Source organism: Pseudomonas syringae, from assembly GCF_000737245.1.
Classification (GTDB): domain Bacteria; phylum Pseudomonadota; class Gammaproteobacteria; order Pseudomonadales; family Pseudomonadaceae; genus Aquipseudomonas; species Aquipseudomonas syringae_J.
Genome location: NZ_JPQU01000045.1, coordinates 164,625 through 184,966, shown reverse-complemented (window position 1 = coordinate 184,966; position 20,342 = coordinate 164,625). Strand labels below are relative to the sequence as shown.

17 protein-coding genes are annotated in these 20,342 nt (G+C 58.7%); 8 read left to right on the top strand and 9 right to left on the bottom strand.

Annotation, left to right across the window (positions count from 1 at the left end):
* Positions 1 to 62 precede the first annotated feature (62 nt).
* From IV01_RS08880 to IV01_RS08900, 5 genes are all read left to right on the top strand, one after another.
* Positions 63 to 1,235 (top strand): efflux RND transporter periplasmic adaptor subunit, encoded by a 1,173-nt coding sequence (locus tag IV01_RS08880; RefSeq protein WP_032629821.1) that lies wholly within the window; start codon positions 63 to 65, stop codon positions 1,233 to 1,235.
* Positions 1,232 to 4,348: a multidrug efflux RND transporter permease subunit gene (locus IV01_RS08885; RefSeq protein WP_032629820.1), complete on the top strand. Its 3,117-nt coding sequence runs from the start codon at positions 1,232 to 1,234 to the stop codon at positions 4,346 to 4,348. The genes IV01_RS08880 and IV01_RS08885 overlap by 4 nt, the downstream gene beginning before the upstream one ends.
* A 130-nt stretch (positions 4,349 to 4,478) precedes the next feature.
* Positions 4,479 to 5,162: a heavy metal response regulator transcription factor gene (locus tag IV01_RS08890; protein ID WP_032629886.1), complete on the top strand. Its 684-nt coding sequence runs from the start codon at positions 4,479 to 4,481 to the stop codon at positions 5,160 to 5,162.
* Positions 5,159 to 6,523 (top strand): heavy metal sensor histidine kinase, encoded by a 1,365-nt coding sequence (locus IV01_RS08895; RefSeq protein ID WP_032629819.1) that lies wholly within the window; start codon positions 5,159 to 5,161, stop codon positions 6,521 to 6,523. Before IV01_RS08890 ends, IV01_RS08895 begins: the two co-directional genes overlap by 4 nt.
* A gap of 268 nt (positions 6,524 to 6,791) precedes the next feature.
* On the top strand, positions 6,792 to 8,285 hold the full coding sequence (locus IV01_RS08900) for a sensor domain-containing diguanylate cyclase (RefSeq protein WP_050507753.1): 1,494 nt from the start codon (positions 6,792 to 6,794) through the stop codon (positions 8,283 to 8,285).
* A gap of 57 nt (positions 8,286 to 8,342) precedes the next feature.
* Here IV01_RS08900 and IV01_RS08905 read toward each other — a convergent pair whose 3' ends face one another.
* The gene (locus IV01_RS08905) at positions 8,343 to 8,813 is read right to left on the bottom strand and encodes a PA2169 family four-helix-bundle protein (protein ID WP_032629817.1); all 471 of its coding nucleotides are present in this window, start codon (positions 8,811 to 8,813) and stop codon (positions 8,343 to 8,345) included.
* Positions 8,814 to 9,033: 220 nt separating this feature from the next.
* Here IV01_RS08905 and IV01_RS08910 point away from each other — a divergent pair, with 220 nt between their 5' ends.
* Both IV01_RS08910 and IV01_RS08915 read left to right on the top strand, forming a co-directional pair.
* Positions 9,034 to 9,270, top strand: coding sequence for a DUF3820 family protein (locus IV01_RS08910; RefSeq protein WP_032629812.1), 237 nt, complete (start codon positions 9,034 to 9,036; stop codon positions 9,268 to 9,270).
* A gap of 165 nt (positions 9,271 to 9,435) precedes the next feature.
* Positions 9,436 to 10,608 (top strand): aminotransferase class V-fold PLP-dependent enzyme, encoded by a 1,173-nt coding sequence (locus IV01_RS08915; protein WP_032629810.1) that lies wholly within the window; start codon positions 9,436 to 9,438, stop codon positions 10,606 to 10,608.
* Between the two features lie 114 nt (positions 10,609 to 10,722).
* Here the strand turns inward: IV01_RS08915 and IV01_RS08920 are convergent, their stop codons facing one another.
* From IV01_RS08920 to zwf, 3 genes are read right to left on the bottom strand one after another with little or no spacing between them, the layout of a single operon-like run.
* Complete coding sequence (locus IV01_RS08920) at positions 10,723 to 11,397, bottom strand: bifunctional 4-hydroxy-2-oxoglutarate aldolase/2-dehydro-3-deoxy-phosphogluconate aldolase (protein WP_032629809.1); 675 nt, start codon at positions 11,395 to 11,397, stop codon at positions 10,723 to 10,725.
* 17 nt (positions 11,398 to 11,414) lie between these two features.
* Entirely contained in the window at positions 11,415 to 12,128 is a 714-nt protein-coding gene (gene pgl / locus IV01_RS08925; RefSeq protein ID WP_032629803.1) for a 6-phosphogluconolactonase, read from the bottom strand.
* Complete coding sequence (gene zwf, locus IV01_RS08930; protein ID WP_032629802.1) at positions 12,115 to 13,584, bottom strand: glucose-6-phosphate dehydrogenase; 1,470 nt, start codon at positions 13,582 to 13,584, stop codon at positions 12,115 to 12,117. The genes pgl and zwf overlap by 14 nt, the downstream gene beginning before the upstream one ends.
* Positions 13,585 to 13,803: 219 nt before the next feature.
* Here zwf and IV01_RS08935 point away from each other — a divergent pair, with 219 nt between their 5' ends.
* Complete coding sequence (locus tag IV01_RS08935) at positions 13,804 to 14,670, top strand: MurR/RpiR family transcriptional regulator (RefSeq protein ID WP_032629800.1); 867 nt, start codon at positions 13,804 to 13,806, stop codon at positions 14,668 to 14,670.
* 107 nt (positions 14,671 to 14,777) lie between these two features.
* On the opposite strand, the gene IV01_RS08940 is transcribed toward IV01_RS08935, so the two are convergent.
* The 5 genes from IV01_RS08940 to IV01_RS08960 form a co-directional block, all read right to left on the bottom strand.
* Positions 14,778 to 15,629, bottom strand: a complete 852-nt coding sequence (locus IV01_RS08940) for a D-hexose-6-phosphate mutarotase (protein ID WP_032629798.1) — start codon at positions 15,627 to 15,629, stop codon at positions 14,778 to 14,780.
* 204 nt (positions 15,630 to 15,833) lie between these two features.
* Complete coding sequence (locus tag IV01_RS08945; RefSeq protein ID WP_032629796.1) at positions 15,834 to 17,189, bottom strand: carbohydrate porin; 1,356 nt, start codon at positions 17,187 to 17,189, stop codon at positions 15,834 to 15,836.
* A 117-nt stretch (positions 17,190 to 17,306) separates the two neighbouring features.
* Entirely contained in the window at positions 17,307 to 18,494 is a 1,188-nt protein-coding gene (locus IV01_RS08950; protein ID WP_032629794.1) for an ABC transporter ATP-binding protein, read from the bottom strand.
* A 2-nt stretch (positions 18,495 to 18,496) separates the two neighbouring features.
* Positions 18,497 to 19,342, bottom strand: a complete 846-nt coding sequence (locus IV01_RS08955; protein ID WP_032629792.1) for a carbohydrate ABC transporter permease — start codon at positions 19,340 to 19,342, stop codon at positions 18,497 to 18,499.
* On the bottom strand, positions 19,335 to 20,243 hold the full coding sequence (locus IV01_RS08960; protein ID WP_032629790.1) for a carbohydrate ABC transporter permease: 909 nt from the start codon (positions 20,241 to 20,243) through the stop codon (positions 19,335 to 19,337). The genes IV01_RS08955 and IV01_RS08960 overlap by 8 nt, the downstream gene beginning before the upstream one ends.
* Between the last annotated feature and the right edge of the window lie 99 nt (positions 20,244 to 20,342).

Genomic DNA, 20,342 nt, shown 5'->3' with positions numbered 1-20,342 from the left:
CGGGCTATAACAGACAAGCCAACAACCGTACCCTCCTCCTTTGACTTTTCGGCGCCTCTCGCATGCGTAAACAGACAAGAACCGTCCTCGCCGTTGCCGTCATTGCGGGTTTGATCGGTGTTTCCACATGGACCCTGACCCGCCCGGCAACCGCCAAAGTCAGCACGCCCAGCGCCGTACCGATCAAGGTCATCAAGGTGAGCGAGGAAGACGTGCCGCGTTTTGTCACAGGCATCGGATCGGTTCTGTCGCTGCAGAGTGTGGTCATTCGTCCGCAGGTGGACGGGATTCTGACCAAGGTACTGGTCAAAGAAGGGCAAACGGTCAAATCCGGTGACCTGTTGGCAACCATTGACGACCGGGCGATTCGCGCCACCCTCGAGCAGGCCAAAGCCCAGCTCGCACAAAGTCAGGCCCAGCTTGACGTCGCGCAACTTGACCTCAAGCGCTATCGACTATTGAGCGCAGACAACGGCATTTCCAAACAGACGTTCGACCAACAGCAGGCCATGGTTCAACAACTCAAAGCCACGGCGATGGGTAACCAGGCGGCCATCAGCGCAGCGCAGGTGCAGCTTTCCTACACGCAGATTCGTTCGCCGGTGACGGGTCGGGTCGGTATCCGTAACGTTGACGAGGGCAACTTCCTGCGGGTCAGTGACGCTCAAGGCCTGTTTTCGGTGACCCAGATCGATCCGGTCTCGGTGGAGTTCTCCTTGCCGCAGCAAATGTTGCCGACCCTGCAAGGTTTGATCGCCTCACATACTCCAGCAGGCGTCCAAGCCTTCCTGGGGGACGGTGACAACGGCACCCTGCTCGGGGATGGTCAGCTCAAACTGATCGACAACCAAGTCTCGGCCACCACCGGGACGATTCGCGCCAAGGCCGAGTTCAGTAACCCGAAACAGCTGCTGTGGCCCGGCCAACTGGTCACGGTGAAAATCCAGACCGCCATTGAGCGGGACGCCTTGCGCGTGCCGCCACAAGTGGTGCAACGCGGTATCGATCAGCACTTCGCGTTCCGGGTCAACGGCGACAAGGTGGAGGTTGTTCCAGTGCAGGTCCTGTATCAGGACAGTGACCTGATGCTGATATCCGGCCCCAAGGCTGGTGATGTACTGGTCAGTGACGGCCAGTCACGACTCAAGGCTGGCTCGCGGGTCGAGGTCATGCGTGACAGCAGCCAGGACCCTCAGCAACAGCGCCAGACTGCCACGCTGGAGAGCGCACGATGAAAGGCCGTGGATCGGTCTCGGCCTGGTGCGTGGATCACCCGGTCGCCACACTCCTGCTGACATTTGCCATGGTGCTGCTCGGTGCCATTGCCTTCCCGCGCTTGCCAGTTGCGCCTCTTCCCGAGGCTGAATTCCCGACCATCCAGGTGACAGCGCAACTGCCTGGCGCCAGCCCGGAAACCATGGCGTCTTCAGTGGCGACACCCTTGGAAGTGCAATTCAGCGCCATCCCTGGCATGACGCAGATGACCTCCAGCAGTGCCTTGGGTTCGACTAACCTGACGCTGCAATTCACCCTCAACAAAAGCATCGACACCGCCGCTCAGGAGGTTCAAGCCGCGATCAATACTGCGGCGGGCCGCCTGCCCGCCGACATGCCCAACCTGCCCACCTGGCGCAAGGTCAACCCGGCGGACAGCCCGGTGCTGATCCTCAGTGTCAGCTCCAACCTGATGCCTGCCACTGAACTCAGTGACGTGACCGAGTCCTTGTTGGCGCGTCAGTTGAGCCAGATCGACGGGGTGGGTCAGGTCTACATCACCGGTCAGCAACGGCCGGCGATACGAGTCCAGGCCGCGCCGGAAAAACTCGCCGCCCTGGGCCTGACCCTCGCCGACATCCGCGTCGCGGTACAACAGACCAGCTTGAACCTTGCCAAAGGCGCGCTGTACGGCAAGGACAGCGTTTCCACCCTGGCCTCCAACGACCAGCTGTTCCGCCCTCAGGATTACGCGCAACTGATCGTTTCCTACAAGGACGGCGCACCGGTGCATCTCAAGGATGTGGCCCGGGTCATCAACGGCTCGGAGAACGCTTACGTGCGGGCCTGGTCCGGTGATCAGCAAGGCGTCAACGTGACGATTTTCCGCCAGCCCGGGGCTAACATTGTCGAAACCGTGGACCGCATTCAGAGCCAGTTGCCACGCCTGCTGGAAATGCTGCCGGCGTCGGTGGAAGTGTCGGTGCTCAACGACCGTACCCGAACCATTCGCGCCTCGCTGCACGAAGTGGAAATGACCTTGGTGATCGCCATTCTGCTGGTGGTGGCGGTGATGGCGCTGTTCCTGCGTCAACTGTCGGCCACGCTGATTGTCAGCGCCGTGCTGGGGGTCTCGCTGGTCGCCAGTTTCGCGATGATGTATGTGTTCGGGTTCAGCCTCAATAACCTGACGCTGGTGGCGATAGTGGTGGCCGTCGGCTTTGTGGTGGATGACGCCATCGTGGTGGTGGAGAACATTCACCGACACCTGGAAGCCGGCGACGGCATGCGCGAAGCGGCGATCAAGGGTTCCGGGGAAATCGGCTTCACCGTGGTTTCCATCAGCTTCTCGCTGGTGGCGGCATTCATTCCGTTGCTGTTCATGGGCGGCGTGGTCGGGCGGCTGTTCAAGGAGTTCGCCCTCACGGCAACAGCCACCATTCTGATTTCCGTGGTGGTGTCTTTGACCCTGGCGCCGACCCTGGCCGCCTTGTTCATGCGTGCGCCGAAACACAACCCGCACGCCAGACCGGGCTTCAGCGAGCGGCTGTTGGCACTTTATGAGCGCGGGCTGAACAAAGCACTGGCCCATCAGCGGATCATGCTCAGTATCTTCGGCCTGACGCTGGTGCTGGCGGGCGTCGGCTATGTGCTGATCCCGAAAGGTTTCTTCCCGGTTCAGGACACCGCGTTCGCGCTGGGCACCAGCGAAGCGGCAGCGGATATTTCCTACCCCGACATGGTGGAAAAACACCTGCAACTGGCGAAAATTGTCGGTGCCGACCCTGCGGTCCAGGCGTTCTCCCATTCCGTGGGTGTCAGTGGCAGTAACCAGACTATCGCTAACGGGCGGTTCTGGATTTCCCTCAAACCCCGTGGCGAGCGTGATGTTTCGGTCAGCGAGTTCATTGATCGCATCCGTCCCAAGCTGGCGAAGATCCCCGGCATCGTTCTGTATCTGCGTGCAGGCCAGGACATCAACCTGAGCCCCGGCCCGAGTCGCAGTCAGTATCAATACGTGCTCAAGAGCAATGACGGCCCGCTGCTCAATACCTGGACCCAACGTCTGACGGAAAAGCTGCGCAGTAACCCGGCTTTTCGCGATCTGTCCAACGACTTGCAGTTGGGCGGCAGCGTCACGCATATCGAGATCGACCGCAGCGCTGCGGCTCGTTTCGGCCTGACCACCAATGACGTCGATCAGGCCCTGTACGATGCCTTCGGACAGCGACAGATCAGTGAGTTTCAGACCGAGATCAACCAGTACAAAGTGATTCTCGAACTGGACGCCAAACAACGCGGCAAAGCCGAGAGCCTGGCGTACTTCTACCTGCGCTCGCCATTGACCAACGAGATGGTGCCACTGTCGGCGCTGGCCAAGGTCGGGGCGCCGACCATGGGACCGCTGTCCATCGCCCATGACGGCATGTTCCCGGCGGCGAATCTGTCGTTCAACCTGTCACCGGGCGTCGCGCTGGGTGACGCGGTGCGCATGCTCGATCAAGCCAAAAACGAAATCGGCATGCCGGCTTCGATCATCGGTAATTTCCAGGGCGCGGCGCAGGCGTTCCAGAGTTCGCTGGCCAATCAGCCGTGGTTGATTCTGGCCGCGCTGGTGGCGGTGTATATCATCCTCGGCGTGCTATACGAGAGCTTCGTGCATCCGTTGACGATCATTTCGACCTTGCCTTCGGCGGGTATCGGCGCCCTACTGCTGTTATGGCTGATGGGCCAGGATTTCTCGATCATGGCCTTGATCGGCGTGGTGCTGCTGATCGGCATCGTCAAGAAGAACGGTATTCTGCTGGTGGATTTTGCCCTCGAAGCCCAGCGCGAACGCGGCATGACCCCGCTGGATGCGATCCACGAGGCCTGCCTGACGCGCTTCCGGCCGATCATCATGACCACATTGGCGGCGCTACTTGGCGCACTGCCCTTGATGCTCGGCTATGGTGTCGGCGCGGAGCTGCGGCAACCGCTGGGGATCGCCGTGGTGGGCGGCTTGCTGGTCAGCCAGATGCTGACACTGTTCACAACGCCGGTGATCTATTTGCAGCTGGAGCGGTTGTTTCACAAGCCCAGGCAAGAGCCCGAGCCCGAGCCCGAGCCAACATCATTAATAGTGAATCTGTAGGAGCGAGCTTGCTCGCGATTGCATTCTGTCAGTCGCCTTATATTTCGCCTGATAAAGTCAATCGCGAGCAAGCTCGCTCCTACAGGTAAAGCTCATCAACCTCTGCATGTTGTTCTGTGAGATTCACCCCATGCGCGTCCTGATTATTGAAGACGAAGAAAAGACCGCCGACTATCTGCATCGCGGCCTGACCGAACAGGGCTATAACGTCGATCTTGCACGGGACGGTATCGAAGGCCTGCACTTGGCGCTGGAAGGCGATTATGCGGTCATTATTCTCGATGTGATGCTGCCCGGCCTGGACGGCTTTGGCGTACTGCGTGCCTTGCGCGCCCGCAAACAGACGCCGGTGATCATGCTCACCGCCCGTGAGCAGGTTGACGACCGGATTCGCGGGCTGCGTGAAGGGGCTGACGATTATCTGGGCAAGCCGTTTTCATTCCTGGAGCTGGTGGCCCGCCTGCAGGCCTTGACCCGCCGCAGCAGCAGCCACGAACCGGTGCAGGTGAGCATCGCCGACCTGTGGATTGACTTGATCAGCCGCAAGGCAACCCGCAGCGGCGTGCGTCTGGATCTGACCGCCAAAGAGTTCTCGCTGCTCAGCGTACTGGCCCGGCGCCAGGGTGAAATCCTGTCCAAGACGTCCATCGCCGAGCTGGTCTGGGACATCAACTTTGACAGCGACGCCAATGTCGTCGAGGTGGCGATCAAACGTTTACGGGCCAAGCTGGACGGGCCATTCGAACAGAAACTGCTGCACACTATTCGGGGCATGGGCTATGTCCTGGAGAGCCGTGAAGGTGAGCCGCAGTGAAAAGTGACTCTATCGCCCTACGCTTGAGCGGCCTGTTCGCGCTGGTGGCGTTGCTGGTCTTCACCTTGATCGGCTGGGCGCTGTACCTGCAAGTCGACAGAAGCATGGCACTGCTGCCGGAAGCCGAAGCCGATGCGCGCTACAGCGTGCTGGAATCAGCGGTCAACCGGCACAGCGACCCTGAACACTGGGGCCGGATCAAGAGCAAACTCAGGCTACTCAGCGAAGAAGACAAGCGCTTGCGATTCTGGGTGGTCAGCGATAACCCGGTGTACGAATTTGGCGAGCCTACAGCCGAAATCCGCCGCTTCGCGAACGGCCCGCTGGGCATGCGCAATATGCAACTTGCCGGGCACGAATTCCCGTTCAAAGTCTTGGTCAGTCAGTTCCAAGCAAAAGCAGAACGCCCGCCTCTGCGCTTTCTGATCGCCATCGATACCGAGACTTTCTGGCACACCCAGCACTCCCTGATGATCGCGCTGATCAGCCTGGCCAGCGCGGGTATTGTGCTGGCTTCGGTGCTGGGTTACTGGGTGGCACGTATCGGTCTGCGGCCGCTGGCCAGTCTGTCGCTGGAAGCCCGCAAGCTGACCCCGCCCAAACTGTCCGGGCGTCTGCAACTGACGCCACTGCCACCGGAGCTGAATCAATTCGTCACCTCCTTCAATTCCACCCTGGAACGCGTCGAGCAAGCGTATTCGCGGCTGGAGTCGTTCAACGCTGACGTGGCCCACGAGCTGCGTTCGCCACTGACCAATCTGATCGGCCAGACTCAGGTCGCGTTGACCCGAGGGCGCTCGGCCGAGCATTACTTCGAGGTGTTGCAATCGAACCTGGAAGAACTGGAGCGGCTGCGTTCGATCATCAACGACATGCTGTTTCTGGCCAGTGCCGACCAGGGCAGCAAAGCCACTGAACTGACCCGCGTATCCCTGGCCCGGGAAGTGGCCACGACTCTGGATTATCTGGACTTCATCCTCGAGGATGCGCAGGTGCAGGTGGTGGTCAACGGTGATGCCAGCGCGCCCATTGATAAACCTCACCTGCGCAGAGCGTTGATCAACCTGTTGCACAACGCCGTGCAGCACACCGAACCAGGCCAGACGATACAGGTGGACATCGTCACCGGTGCTGAACAGGTCAGCGTCAGCGTCGCCAACCCCGGCACGCAGATCGCCAGCGAACACTTGCCTCGTTTATTCGAACGCTTCTACCGCGTTGACGCCTCACGCGCCAATAGCGGTGCGAACCACGGCTTGGGCCTGGCCATCGTCAAAGCCATTGCGTTAATGCATGGCGGCACGGTCTTCGTGCGCAGTCAGCAGGGCATGAATACCTTCGGGATCAGTTTGCCGTTGTGAGCAATTGGGATGAATCGGTGTCGTGGGACCGGCTTTAGCCGGGGAGAGGCCGGCACATCCAATACATTTGTATCGACTGGAAAATCGCTTTCCCGGTTAAAGCCGGTCCCACGTCACTACAACCGAAGCTGCACACACCTGTTTCAGCTCGCCCAAGATCAGGTTATAAAGACCAGGCAGCTACCCAAAGCACAGCCGTAGCCCTTATAAAACCTACAAAAAATACTACATTGAGGAAAGCCCATCATCACTGAGTCCGTTCAGCGCAATGATTTTTAAATCATCTACGCCAGCCCTTGGAACAAACTGGACTCGACCGGAAATCATTCTGGTGTGTGGAAGTACCGCCGCCATGCTGGTCATTGTGCTTATCGTTGTGTCCCTGCTGATCAGAGAGCGGCAAGATGCCAACGACGCCGCGACCCGCGCTGCGTCGAATATCGTGCATCTGATTGATGCCGATGTGTCGCGCAACGCCGAGCTCTACGACACCTCGCTGCAGGGCATGATCAACGCCTGGAAGCGTCCCGATCTGCGCACCATTAGCCCCGAATTACGCCATATGGTCTTGTTCGACCGATCCACGGCCGCCTCCTACAAGGGCGATCTGCTGTTGCTGGACAAGGACGGCTATATCCTCGCCGACTCAACCTCGGTTATCCCCAGACCCTACAATCTGGCAGAACGCCCGCACTTCGTTGCGCATAAGATGGATCCGTCACTGGAGATGAAAGTCGGCGGTCCTTTCATGTCGCGTTGGGGTTTCAAGGATTGGTGCATCAGTTTCAGCCGCAGGATTTCTGCCGAAGACGGCTCTTTCGCAGGGATCGCCAGCGCTGCCATGCGACTGGTGTACTTCAAGCAGCTTTTCCGCACGCTGGATGTCGGGCCCGACAGTAATGTCACGCTGCTCAACACCGCTGGCGTGCTGCTCGCGCGTCAGCCGGAAATCCAGGGCGAGGAGCTGATCGGCAAGAGTTTTGCCCAGAGCCCAAACTTCAAAAAAATCCTCGAAGACGGAAACGGCAGTTTTACCTCAACCTCCGCGATTGACGGCCAGGTACGTCTCTACACTTTCTCCCATGTGCGAGACTTGCCATTAATCGTGGTGGTCGGCCAGTCCGTAAAAGAGGTGTATGGGATCTGGCAACGCAACGCAATTCTGGTTGGCATTGCAACGGGTCTGTTGTGCGCCGGGATCCTGTGGCTGACATTCCTGTTGCGTCGTGAACTCTGTCTGCGCCATCACGCTGAAAGCGAGCTCAAGCAACGGGCCTCCACCGACGTACTGACCGGGCTGGCCAATCGGCGCAAGCTTGATGAGGTGATGAATGTCGAATGGAACCGTGCCGCCCGGGCCAGCCAACCCTTGTCGCTGCTGGTGATAGACGTCGACTCATTCAAAGCCTTCAACGATCGCCATGGCCACCACGGCGGCGACGAAGCGTTGCGTAACGTGGCCAGCACCATTGCAGCCAATATTCGGCGCCCTGCCGATTTCGTTGCGCGCTATGGCGGTGAGGAGTTTGTGGTGGTGCTGCCGGAAACGGACCTGGAAGGCGCCAAGGCAGTGGCCGAGAAGATCAGGGCCGCGGTGCAGGCGTTACCGCTGTTTGCCACCGACACCAAGCCGTTGACGGTGAGCATCGGCATCGCCATGTGCAACGTGCAATCCCAAGCCGGGTTGGACGACCTGTTCAAAGCGGCAGACCTCGCGCTGTATGCCGCCAAAAACAAGGGGCGCAACCGGGTGGAAAGCTGATCTGCAGGCGAAAAAAAACGCCAGACTGGCTGGCGTTTTTAGCACTGACTTTACGTATTAGCTTGCAGCACGAGCCTGATCACGCAGAGCTTTAACTTTGTCGTGGTTGGCCTGTACACCTTGCTGCTGTTTGGCAATCAACGAAGTGACAGTAGCAGGCAGGTTTTTCTCGATCGCTTTCTGATGGGCTTCTTTGTAAGCCTTCAGTGCTACGTCTTCGCCGCGCTCTACTTCGTTGAGGATAGCAACATCGTCTTTGCCGGTCAGAGTCGACTTCAGGTCAACCCAGGCGCGGTGCAGAGTGCCCGAAACGCTGGACGAGGTTTCTGGATCGCCACCGAGTGCACGCACTTCCGCTTGCAGTTCGCGAACAGCGGTCGCGATTTCTGCCGAACGGCTCATGAAGAACGCCTTCACGTCCGGACGCTTGATGTCTTCTGCACTGGTCTGAAAACCTTTCTCGCCATCTTTGCTGGTTTCGATCAGGTCGTTGAGGATAGAGATCGATTCTTTATTGATGTCAGTCATTTTCCAATTCCTTATTGGCAGGTTGATACGAAAGTGTGTAGATGAATAGGTAATTGCAGAGCCCGTGCCAGCTTTCGAATTGAAAAATAATCCTTTCAAATCAACAATTTAGTTTTTGTGCCATACAGAAGCATCGTGATTTCTGCATGAACTGTCCTTTGGCCTGCATGCAGAATGCACGTATGGTTAGGCTGTTTAAGAAATCAGGTGATGCACGTTCATGGATCCGGAAAAACTTTTGCTGCTGGTCACCCGTGAGATGCCGTTCGGTAAATACAAAGGCCGCCTGCTGGCTGACTTACCCGGGCCTTATCTGAACTGGTTTGCCCGTGAAGGCTTCCCTAAAAGCGAGCTGGGCAGCCTGCTGGCGTTGATGCAGGAGATTGACCATAACGGCCTCTCGGAACTGCTCGATCCGCTGCGCAAGCGGCCAAAACAGAACTTCAACGACCGCTGAAACAGCCCAACCCTGAAATAACTATCTGAAATGTATTTTTGTAGGAGCTCACGAGCAGCGCCAGGCAGCGATGGCGGTGTTATCAGGCAGACCGCTATCGCTGCCTCGCGCTGCTCGTGAGCTCCTACAGGGGTACCGTATTTTCGGACTGAAAGAGAGGATGCAATGCTCGAGCAACAAGCAAAGGATGAGCTGTTCTGGCAACGCGTCGCGGCGCGCTATGACGTAGAGCCAGGCCCGATCAATCTGGAGAACGGCTATTTCGGGCGCATGACCCGGGACGTGGTGGAGGATTATCGGCGCAACATCGACTATGTGAACCGCAGCAATTCGGTATACGTGCGTCGCCAGTTCGATGCCCATGACAGCGGCATGATCCATGCGCAACTGGCTGATCTGGTTCACGTCTGCGTCGAAGAAATCGCCATTACCCGCTGCGCGTCCGAGTCCTTGCAGTCGCTGATCCGCAATTACAATCAGCTTAAGCCGGGCGATCAGGTGCTGGTCAGCGATCTGGATTACCTCAGCGTACAGAGCGCCATGCGCTGGCTGGCAAAAAGTCGCGACGTAGAAGTCATCAACATTACCCACGCCCATCCCGCCACTTACGACGATCTGGTCAATAGCTATCAACAAGCCTTTGAGCAGCACCCGCGCCTCAAGCTGATGGCTCTGACCCATGTCACCCACCGCACCGGGCTGGTGATGCCGGTCAAGGCTATTGCGAGACTCGCTAAAGAACGAGGCATCGACGTGATCCTCGACGGCGCACATGCGCTGGGGCAACTGGACTTCAAGCTGGACGAACTGGGCGTCGCGTTTGCGGGCTACAACTTGCAGAAGTGGATCGGCGCGCCATTGAGCCTGGGCTTTATCTACGTGGCGCGGGACAGGATCGGGGCCGTCGATCCGGACATGGGCGACACGCGCTATGCCAGCGATGACATCCTGTCACTGGTGCCTTATGGCACGCCGAACATCCCGGCCTGGATGACCCTGCCCAAGGTCTTCGAAGAACACCTGGCCATCGGTTCAGCCAGCAAGGGCGCACGGCTGAGCTATCTGCGCGACCTGTGGGTCAAGCCGACAAGGGAGCTGGAGCACATCGAGATTCTGACCCCGGACGATCCACGCCTGTATTGCGGAATCACGGCTCTGCGTTTCAAAGGGGACGTGGAACAGGAGCGGATGGTTGAGCGTTTGCTCAACGAGTACAACCTGTTCACCGTGGCCCGCGCCGGCTCGGCCTGCGGACCGTGTATCCGGATAACGCCAGGGTTCAGCACCTCGGCGGCGGATATGCAGGTATTGGTGGGGGCGTTGCAAGAGCTGCGCTAAAAAAAGGTGATCGCTGTTGGAACGAGGCTTGCCCGCGAAGAACGATAACGAGGTGTGTCAGACACACCTCGGCGCCTGATTCGCGGGCAAGCCTCGCTCCAACAGTAATAGGTGCTAATCAAACAACGCCATAGCCTCGGCCGTCGCTTCCTGGATGCGACCCCAGTCGCCATTCTTGACCCAGGCGTTGTCGATCATCCAGGTCCCGCCGACGCACATGACATTAGGCTGCGCCATGTAGCTCTTGAGGTTGTCGACGTTGACGCCGCCAGTCGGGCAGAAGCGCACTTCGTTGAACGGGCCGCCCAGGGCTTTGATGGCTGCGACGCCGCCGCTGATTTCTGCCGGGAACAGTTTGAAACGGCGATAGCCCATGGCGTAGCCGATCATGATTTCCGATGCGCTGCTGATACCCGGCAGCAACGGCAGCGGGCTGTCCAGCGCGGCTTGCAGCAAATCCTGCGTACTGCCCGGCGTGACGATGAACTGCGCGCCTGCAGCTTCGGCATCGGCCAGCATCTTGCGGTCCAGAATAGTGCCTGCGCCCACGCATAGCTCCGGGCGCTGCTCACGAAGAATACGGATGGCACTCAGGCCGAACGCTGAGCGCAAGGTCACTTCCAGCGCGGTCATACCACCGGCGGCCAGGGCGTCGGCCAGCGGCAGCACGTCCTCATTGCGCAGAATGGTAATGACCGGGAGAATTTTCGCTTTCGCGCAGAGTTCGTCGATCTGGTTGATCTTGTTCGCCATGCTATTGAGCGGCTGACTGTTTTCCACGGTGTTCATGGCGGCGGATCCTTTTGTTATGGGCACCAGTAAATCTCGAGTGAAGAGTCAAGGAACGCACGCACCGGCATTTCGGCGAGGTCATCGCCAGCCAATGCGGTGCGCAAAGTATCAAGTTTGGCCTGGCCGGAAACCGACAGGATCGGCAGACGCGCCGATGCCAGTAGTTGCCGGGTCAGGGTCAGACGCTGATGCGGGACGGTCGGGGCCAGCATAGGCAGACAACGACGCGGGCTGTTCAGGTCCAGAGCTTCGCTAAGGTTCGGGCTTTTCGGGAACAACGAGGCAGTGTGGCCATCGTCACCCATGCCCAGAACCAGTACGTCAATCGGCGGCAACTCGGCCAAGGTTTGATCGGCGACCAGCGCCGCCTCCTCCAGACTCTGCGCCACGTTGTACAAACCAATGAAGCGCGCCTTGGCGGCCGGACCTTGCAGCAGAAAACGCTGCAGCAGGCCAGCGTTGCTGTCGGCATGCTCTACCGGCACCCAGCGTTCGTCAGCCAGGCTGACAACCACTTTGGACCAGTCCAGCGGTTGCTCGGCCAGGGCCTGAAAAAACGCCACCGGGCTACGGCCACCGGACACCACCAGCGTCGCCACGCCATTGGCGGCGACAGCGTTCCTCAGGTGCTCGGCCACATCACCTGCCAACGCGTTGGCCAGCGCCTGCGGGTTATCGAAATCCCGGGCTATCTGGCCCTGAGGGAATTCAAGTTCACATATCGCCATACCACGACCTCCCATCACGAGTAATCAAGGCAATGGAGCTCATCGGCCCCCAGGATCCGGCCGTATAAGGCTTGGGCGCATCGCCGGCCTTTTTCCAGCCGGCGATCAGCTGATCGCACCATTGCCAGGCGTACTCAATTTCATCTTTGCGAACAAACAGGTTCTGATTGCCGCGCATCACTTCCAGCAACAACCGCTCGTACGCATCCGGGACGCGGGCGCTGCGGTAGGTGTCGGAAAAATTCAGTTGCAACGGGCCGCTGCGCAGCTGCATGCCTTTGTCCAGGCCCTGATCCTTGGTCATCACCTGCAAGGAAATGCCTTCGTCCGGTTGCAGGCGAATGATCAAGCGGTTGCTGATCTGCATGCGCTGCTCGGGAGCGAAGATGTAGTGCGGCGGCTCTTTGAAGTGGATCACGATCTGCGACAGCTTCTGCGGCATGCGCTTGCCGGTGCGCAGATAGAACGGCGTGCCCGACCAGCGCCAGTTGCGGATATCGGCACGCAGCGCGACGAAGGTTTCTGTGTCGCTCTGGGTGTTGGAGTTCTCTTCCTCCAGATAACCCGGCACTGCCTTGCCATCGCTATAGCCAGCGGTGTATTGACCGCGGACCACCTGGGTCGCCAGACGCTCTGGGGTGAACGGCGCGAGAGCCTTGAGCACCTTTACCTTCTCGTCACGAATACTGTCGGCAGACAGGTCGCTCGGCGGGTCCATCGCGATCAGACACAGCAGTTGCAGCAAGTGGTTCTGGATCATGTCGCGCAGCTGCCCGGCCTGATCGAAATAACCCCAGCGACCTTCGATACCCACTTTCTCGGCCACGGTGATTTCAACGTGGGAAATGTGGTTCTGATTCCACTGGGTTTCGAACAGGCTGTTGGCGAATCGCAGGGCGATCAGGTTCTGGACGGTGTCCTTACCCAAATAGTGGTCAATGCGATAGACGCGGCTTTCCGGCAGGAATTGCGCCACGGCATCGTTGACACGACGCGAAGACGCCAGATCGTGACCGATAGGTTTTTCCAGTACGGCGCGGGTGCGGTCTGTCAGATTGACCGAGGCGAGGTTCTCGCAGATAGCGCCATACACCGATGCGGGTGTCGCGAAGTAAGCAATCAGGGTTTCTGCGTCACCGACGCGCTCGGCCAGTGCGACGTAGTCCTCGGCCTTGAGGAAGTCCACATGCAGGTAACTCAGGCGTGCCTGAAAACGCTGCACGTGTTCGGCTTCGAGCTGGGTGTCCGGAACAAAACGCCGTAACGATTCATCGATGTATGCCAAATGCTGCTGTTCGGTGCCAGGTTCGCGGGCCAACGCAAGGATTCGCGTGTCGGCGTGCAGCAATCCTGCGCGGTCGAGCTGATAAAGCGCCGGGAACAGCTTGCGCACTGCCAGGTCACCTAAGGCGCCAAACAAGGCAAAAGTGCACGGTTCAACCGTAATCGAGAGCATAATGTTGGTTCTTTTATCAAGTTAAGCTACAAATACCTTTTTTAAAGGCGTTACTCAAGGCCATATGTAGTAATAACCACAACATTCCATCTAAAAGCATATTCCAGTGGTGATCAACACAGGCCCTGAGTACGATAGGCCACCTTTGCTACAGGCTAAAGGGCCTATATAGAGCCTCGCGAAAAAACCTGTGCAAAAACCGCCTGACAAGGACTTGGAATGGACCACTCAAGAAATCTTCTGGAGCAGATCCAGAGCCGCCTCGAAGAACTCAACAAGGCTGAGCGCAAGGTCGCCGAAGCGATTCTGCTCAACCCGCAGCAGGCCACCCGGTTCAGCATTGCAGCACTCGCCCAGGCCGCCAAAGTCAGCGAGCCGACGGTCAATCGCTTCTGTCGGTCATTCGCCGTCAGCGGCTATCCGGAACTCAAATTACAGCTGGCGCAGAGCCTGGCCAGCGGTGCTGCGTATGTCAGCCGAGCGGTTGAAGCCGACGATGATCCCGAGGCGTACACCAAGAAAATCTTCGGCAGCGCCATCGCGTCTCTGGATAGTGCCGTTCAGCAACTGGACCCGGCGCTGATCAGCAAATCTGTGGACATGCTGATTCAGGCGCGGCAGATCCACTTTTTCGGGCTGGGCGCTTCGGCTCCGGTGGCGCTGGACGCGCAGCATAAGTTCTTCCGCTTCAACCTGGCCGTCACTGCCCATGCGGACGTGCTGATGCAGCGCATGATCGCCTCGGTGGCGCACACCGGCGAGCTGTTCGTGATCATTTCCTACACCGGTCGCACCCGGGAACTGGTGGAAGTGGCGCGCATCGCCCGAGCCAACGGCGCTTCCGTGCTGGGTCTGACAGCTGCCGGTTCACCGCTGGCCAAGGCCAGCACCGTGAGCCTGAATATCCCGCTGCCGGAGGACACCGACATTTATATGCCGATGACTTCGCGGATCATCCAGCTCACCGTGCTCGACGTTCTCGCCACCGGCATGACCCTGCGCCGTGGCGTGGACTTCCAGCCGCACCTGCGCAAGATCAAGGAAAGCCTGAATGACAGCCGGTATCCGGTTGAGGATCAGGGGTAGAAGATAGATCCCGTTGGAGCGAGGCTTGCCCGCGAAGTGGTTAGTACAGCCGCAAGATTTTCTGAGCCAGACCTATCGCCTTCGCGGGCAAGCCTCGCTCCAACGAGTTAGACCAGCCACGCCTGCAGGCTCAACTCAGCCCGCTCCCCCGGTGCCAGGCTCAGGCTTTCATCGCCACCTGACGCGGCCTCGACGCAAACGAAGCCCGACGTTTCGTCACCCGCCACACCCAGCAGCGGTCGGCTTCCGGGATGCCAGATGATGGTATTGACGCTGTCTCCAGTATTGATACCTAGACGACGCTGCCAGGCCTGATCGTCCAGTTGCACCGGGCCATTATGCTCAAACACTCGCTGACAACCGCCTGCGACCCGCAGTTCGCCTTGTTGCTGACAGGCCTGGCGATTCAACTGATCGTAACCCTGAACGCCGTCCAGACCTTGCAACGCGACGTCTTCGACATCGCCGATCCGCCAGTAGGCATGCAACGCATGGCCGAACTGGCACGTCTCACTGTCCTCATGACAGGTGTTCAAGCGCAGCTCCATGCCCTGCCCTAGCTCGGCGTACAGATCGGCCTGCCAGTCACACAGTTGCAGGCGCCAGTGCAGGCTGACTCCGTGTTCGCCCTCGTGACTGTCGATCAGTTTCCAGTCCAGCAAACGCGCCCAGCCATGGGCGGGCCAACCCGACTCGCTGGGATGCCGACCCCGCCAAGGCCAGCACACCGGCACCCCGCCGCGAATGGCTCCTACCAGCGGCCAGCGCGACGCACACCACAACCAGGGCTTCTGCCCTACGGGCTGGAAATGCAGCAACTGCGCGCCCTGACGACTGAACACCGCCTGGCACAACGGGTGATTGATCAAGAGCACATCGCGATGCTGATAACGCTCCCACTCGAAGGTGGGCCGGGCGCGTCGGGACTTGAAGAAACGTTGCAGGGGGTGTTCGGACATCAAGACCGCTCCAGTACACACAACACTTAACTCCCTTGTTGGAGCGAGGCTTGCCCGCGAAGAGCGATAACGCTGTCTGCCTGAGAGAATGCGTCGCCTGGTTCGCGGGCAAGCCTCGCTCCAACGGATGATATTTGGTTACAGGTCCACAAAAAAACGGGCAGCCAGGCTGCCCGCAAAGCACACACGACCCTGAATCGTCTGTTAGAACTTGGTCTGCAGTTTGATGCCGGCCACCAGCGCGTTATCCACCTGATCGACACCGCCCGGACTTTTGATGTACTGCAAGTTAGGACGAATGGTCAGCCAGTCCGTAACGTGCACGCCGTAGTAAATCTCGGAGTTGTATTCGCTCTTCTGAATTGGCAGGTAGCCTGGGTTGTCGTAGTCATCAATGCCGTTGGAGGCATTGATCAGGCGAGCACGATCACGCACGTCATCGTTGACGTGGATGCGCGAAACGCCGATGCCGATGTCATCTTTCGGACGGGACGCGAAAGGCCCTTTGATGACCATACCGACCTGCAGGAAGTTATCGACGAAGTTGGTGTCTTTGTCATGCACCGTAGCGTTGGCAAACAGGCTCAAGCCACGGGACGGATCGCCACCGAACGTGCTGACTTGTTGCTGGGCCACGACCCACCAGCCGGTCTTTTTGTCATGGGACTTGAACTCACCACCGGTCAGCCCCTGCGGCTGGCCGTTGACGTCTTTATAAAGATCATTGGCACTTGGGCTACTCAAGTAGTACCCGAGACGATATTCGCCCGGCAGCGAGTTGACGGTTGGCGACCACACCACTTCGACGGGAACCAGAGTGCCCTTGGCACCGCTGGTGTTCATTTTGAAGCCGTTGCCGGTTTCCAGTAATGAAGGGTTTTGCTCATAGACGCCAATCTGGGCGTAGAACTCAGGCGTGATGTTGTACTTCACCCGCAAGGCCCACTGGCTGACGGGCCAGTTGTACCAGGTGTTCACGTAGTTGGCAGCCTGGGTGCCGCAGAAGGTAAGGTTCTGGAAGTCGCAGGGGAAACTGCCGAAGTCTTCGCCCTCGCCCATCCGGCCGGCCTTGATATCCAGCTTGCCGTCGAGAAACTTCTGTTTGACCCACATTTGCGTCAGACGCCAGGTCTGACCGCGACCCCAGACTTCCTGAGAGGAACTGAGGGTGCCGACACGAGGATCGCCGAGGCGGTCGTTGGAGATGTTCTTGCCACTACGCTCCGTAATCGCCAGCTTGAATTCTGCGTCGTTCCAGCCCAGGGCTTTCTGTAAATCGATGTTCACACCGAGGGCGAACTGATCGCTGTAGCGTGCAGTCTTGTCGGTATCGTAGCCGCCGTGAACGTTGGCGCCCATCTCACCAACGTAGTCCAGCGTGAAGTCGTAGCCTTTGTCATACAGTTCCTGACGGGCTCCGCCCCAGTCACCGGTCATGTGCTCGCTGGCCTTGAAAGGCTCAATGGCCGACGCCGTGCCAGAAAATGCCAGCGCGCTCAGTACGGACAAACCACCAACAAGCCGGAATTGGTTAAGCGATTTATTGCGTAGCTTCTTCATCCCTTAAATCCTCGTTTTATTGTTATTAGCTTTTTAACGGCATTTACATCGACTACTTCGTATTCGCTGGCCAAGCATCCTTTTCAGGGACTCATCGCTCAGACGGCTGTGCTTGGGTCAGTTGCGGTTGATCTGCGTGACGTTGCCGCCACGCTCATGGGGAGGCTGGTTTGTTGCCAGCACGCCCAGGCGCTCGCCTGTGGCGGCATCGAACAGCAGCACCTTGGCCGGATCAAACTGCAGGGTCAGGCTTTCACCGACCTGAGGCGCGACGTCAGGCGCCAGGCGGCAGCAGACTTTGCTTTGGTTAAGGTTGACGAACACCAGGGTGTCGGGCCCGGTCGGCTCGGTGACTTGCACCTCTGCGCGGATGGTTGGCAGGCCATCGTACTGAGCACTGGTTTGTCCGTTGGTTTGCGCTGGCGCCAGCATGATCTGTTCGGGGCGCAGACCGAGGATTACTTCACGATCTTCCAGCCCGGCATCGGTCATGCCCAACGGCAACTCACAGCGCGCCTGGCCGCTGTCGAGCAGCGCCACCAGTCGACCGTCCTTGCGTTGCAGGCGCAACGGGATGAAATTCATCGGCGGCGAACCAATGAAGCTGGCGACGAACAGGTTGGCCGGATCGTTGTAGATGTCCTTGGGCGTGCCGAACTGCTGGATGATGCCGTCTTTCATGACCGCGACTTTATCGCCCAGGGTCATCGCCTCGATCTGATCGTGGGTGACATAAACCGTGGTGGTTTTCAGACGCTGGTGCATCAATTTCATTTCAGTGCGCATCTCGACCCGCAGCTTGGCGTCGAGGTTGGACAGCGGCTCGTCGAACAGATAAATCTTCGGTCGCCGCGCCAGAGCGCGTCCCATGGCCACCCGCTGCTGCTGCCCACCGGACAGCTGTCCAGGCTTGCGATTGAGCAGATGCTCGATCTGCAACAGTTTGGCAACGCGCATCACTTCTTCTTCGATGGCGGCCGGGCTCATTTTGCGGATCTTCAGACCGAATTCGATGTTTTCCCGCACGCTCATCGTCGGGTACAGGGCATAGGACTGAAAGACCATGGCAATGTCACGGTCCTTGGGGCTCATGCCACTGACATCGGCGTCATCGATCAGGATCGAACCAGCACTGATGTTTTCCAGCCCCGCGATGCAGTTCATCAGAGTCGATTTACCGCAGCCGGACGGGCCGACCAGAATCAGGAATTCGCCATCCTTGATCTGCAATTCGATGTTCTTCAGCGTGTCCGGAAGGCCCGCGCCGTAGGTCTTGTTTACGTTACGTAGTTCGAGCGTTGCCATGTTTACCCCTTGACGGCGCCGGCCGTGAGCCCGCGCACGAAATACTTGCCGGCAACGATGTACACCAGCAGTGTCGGCAACCCGGCGATCATCGCCGCTGCCATATCAACGTTGTATTCCTTGACCCCGGTGCTGGTGTTGACCAGGTTATTCAGCGCCACGGTGATGGGCTGTGAATCGCCACTGGAGAACACCACGCCGAACAGAAAATCGTTCCAGATCTGGGTGAACTGCCAGATCAGGCAAACCATGATGATCGGGGTCGACATCGGCAGAATGATCTTGCCGAAGATAGTGAAGAAGCCCGCGCCATCAAGCCGTGCAGCCTTGACCAGAGCATCAGGGATGCTCACGTAGTAGTTGCGGAAGAACAGCGTAGTGAACGCCAGCCCGTAGACCACGTGGACAAACACCAGCCCGGTGGTAGTGCTGGCCAGGCCCATTTTGCCGAGGGTGAAAGACGCTGGTAGCAACACGGTCTGGAACGGCAGGAAGCAGCCGAACAGCAGCAGCCCGAAGAACAGTTGCGAACCTCGAAAACGCCACATCGACAGTACGTAACCGTTGAGTGCACCGATAGCTGTGGAAATGATCACCGCAGGCACGGTGATCTTGATGGAGTTCCAGAAGTAACCGTCCAGCGTCGCCCAGGCCTTGACCCAACCAATGGCGGTGACCACGGTGGGCCAACTGAGCAGGTTGCCAGTACCGATGTCTTCCGGGCTTTTGAAGCTGGTGAGCAGCATCACCACCAGTGGCACCAGATACAGCAGGCACGCCAGAATCAGCACCGCATGAATGGCGATACGGCTCAGGCTGATGGCCGGTTTATCGACAGCACTAGTCATTACGCTTGGTCCTCAGCTCGGAATACAGGTACGGCACCAGAATCGCCAGAATGGCCCCGAGCATCAGAATCGCACTGGCCGAACCCATGCCCATCTGGCCACGGCTGAAGGTGAACGAATACATGAACATCGCGGGCAAGTCCGAGGAGTAGCCCGGCCCACCGGCAGTCATGGCCGCCACCAGATCGAAGCTCTTGATCGCGATATGGGCAAGGATCATCACGGAGCTGAAGAACACCGGACGCAGGCTTGGCAGCACCACCTTCCAGTAGATCTTCGGCATGCTGGCGCCATCGATCTGAGCAGCACGAATGATCGACTGATCAACCCCACGCAAGCCGGCGAGAAACATCGCCATGATGAAACCCGAGGATTGCCAGACGGCAGCGATGACCAGGCAGTACACCACACGATCCGGGTCAACCAGCCAGTCCAGACGGAAGCCTTCCCAACCCCAGTCGCGAAGCATTTTGTCCAGGCCAAGGCCGGGGTTGAGCAGCCATTTCCACGCAGTACCGGTGACAATCATCGACAGCGCCATCGGGTACAGGTAAATCGTGCGAATGAACCCTTCACGGCGAATTCGCTGATCGAGGAACACCGCCAGCACCACACCAATTGCCAGACTGATGGCGATGAACATTCCGCCGAACACGATCAGGTTCTTGCTCGCCACCCACCAGCGGTCGCTTTCGTACAACCGAACGTATTGCGCCAAACCGGCCCATTTATAACTGGGCAGGAAAGTGGAAGTGGTGAACGACAGGACGAACGTCCACAGGATGTAGCCATAAAAACCGACCAGCACAATGAACATGCTCGGCGCCAGCACCAACTTGGGCAGCCAGCGTTGTAGCGCATCGAATGGCGAGGCTTTGCTGAGGACAGCGACAGAGCTCATCGAATAATCCACGTTGAAAACATCATTTCCCGTTCGCGAACGTGCCTGACACCAGACTTCGGTGTCATCAGCACGAACTGCAGCTGGGGTTGGCCGCTG

Coding starts and splice junctions, on each gene's coding strand:
- pgl (WP_032629803.1), bottom strand. CDS start 12,128: ATGGCGATATGTGAACTTGAATTCCCTCAGGGCCAGATAGCCCGGGAT.
- IV01_RS08945 (WP_032629796.1), bottom strand. CDS start 17,189: ATGAAGAAGCTACGCAATAAATCGCTTAACCAATTCCGGCTTGTTGGT.
- IV01_RS08910 (WP_032629812.1), top strand. CDS start 9,034: ATGGATCCGGAAAAACTTTTGCTGCTGGTCACCCGTGAGATGCCGTTC.
- IV01_RS08900 (WP_050507753.1), top strand. CDS start 6,792: ATGATTTTTAAATCATCTACGCCAGCCCTTGGAACAAACTGGACTCGA.
- IV01_RS08940 (WP_032629798.1), bottom strand. CDS start 15,629: ATGTCCGAACACCCCCTGCAACGTTTCTTCAAGTCCCGACGCGCCCGG.
- IV01_RS08915 (WP_032629810.1), top strand. CDS start 9,436: ATGCTCGAGCAACAAGCAAAGGATGAGCTGTTCTGGCAACGCGTCGCG.
- IV01_RS08960 (WP_032629790.1), bottom strand. CDS start 20,243: ATGAGCTCTGTCGCTGTCCTCAGCAAAGCCTCGCCATTCGATGCGCTA.
- IV01_RS08890 (WP_032629886.1), top strand. CDS start 4,479: ATGCGCGTCCTGATTATTGAAGACGAAGAAAAGACCGCCGACTATCTG.
- IV01_RS08950 (WP_032629794.1), bottom strand. CDS start 18,494: ATGGCAACGCTCGAACTACGTAACGTAAACAAGACCTACGGCGCGGGC.
- zwf (WP_032629802.1), bottom strand. CDS start 13,584: ATGCTCTCGATTACGGTTGAACCGTGCACTTTTGCCTTGTTTGGCGCC.
- IV01_RS08880 (WP_032629821.1), top strand. CDS start 63: ATGCGTAAACAGACAAGAACCGTCCTCGCCGTTGCCGTCATTGCGGGT.
- IV01_RS08955 (WP_032629792.1), bottom strand. CDS start 19,342: ATGACTAGTGCTGTCGATAAACCGGCCATCAGCCTGAGCCGTATCGCC.
- IV01_RS08885 (WP_032629820.1), top strand. CDS start 1,232: ATGAAAGGCCGTGGATCGGTCTCGGCCTGGTGCGTGGATCACCCGGTC.
- IV01_RS08920 (WP_032629809.1), bottom strand. CDS start 11,397: ATGAACACCGTGGAAAACAGTCAGCCGCTCAATAGCATGGCGAACAAG.
- IV01_RS08905 (WP_032629817.1), bottom strand. CDS start 8,813: ATGACTGACATCAATAAAGAATCGATCTCTATCCTCAACGACCTGATC.
- IV01_RS08935 (WP_032629800.1), top strand. CDS start 13,804: ATGGACCACTCAAGAAATCTTCTGGAGCAGATCCAGAGCCGCCTCGAA.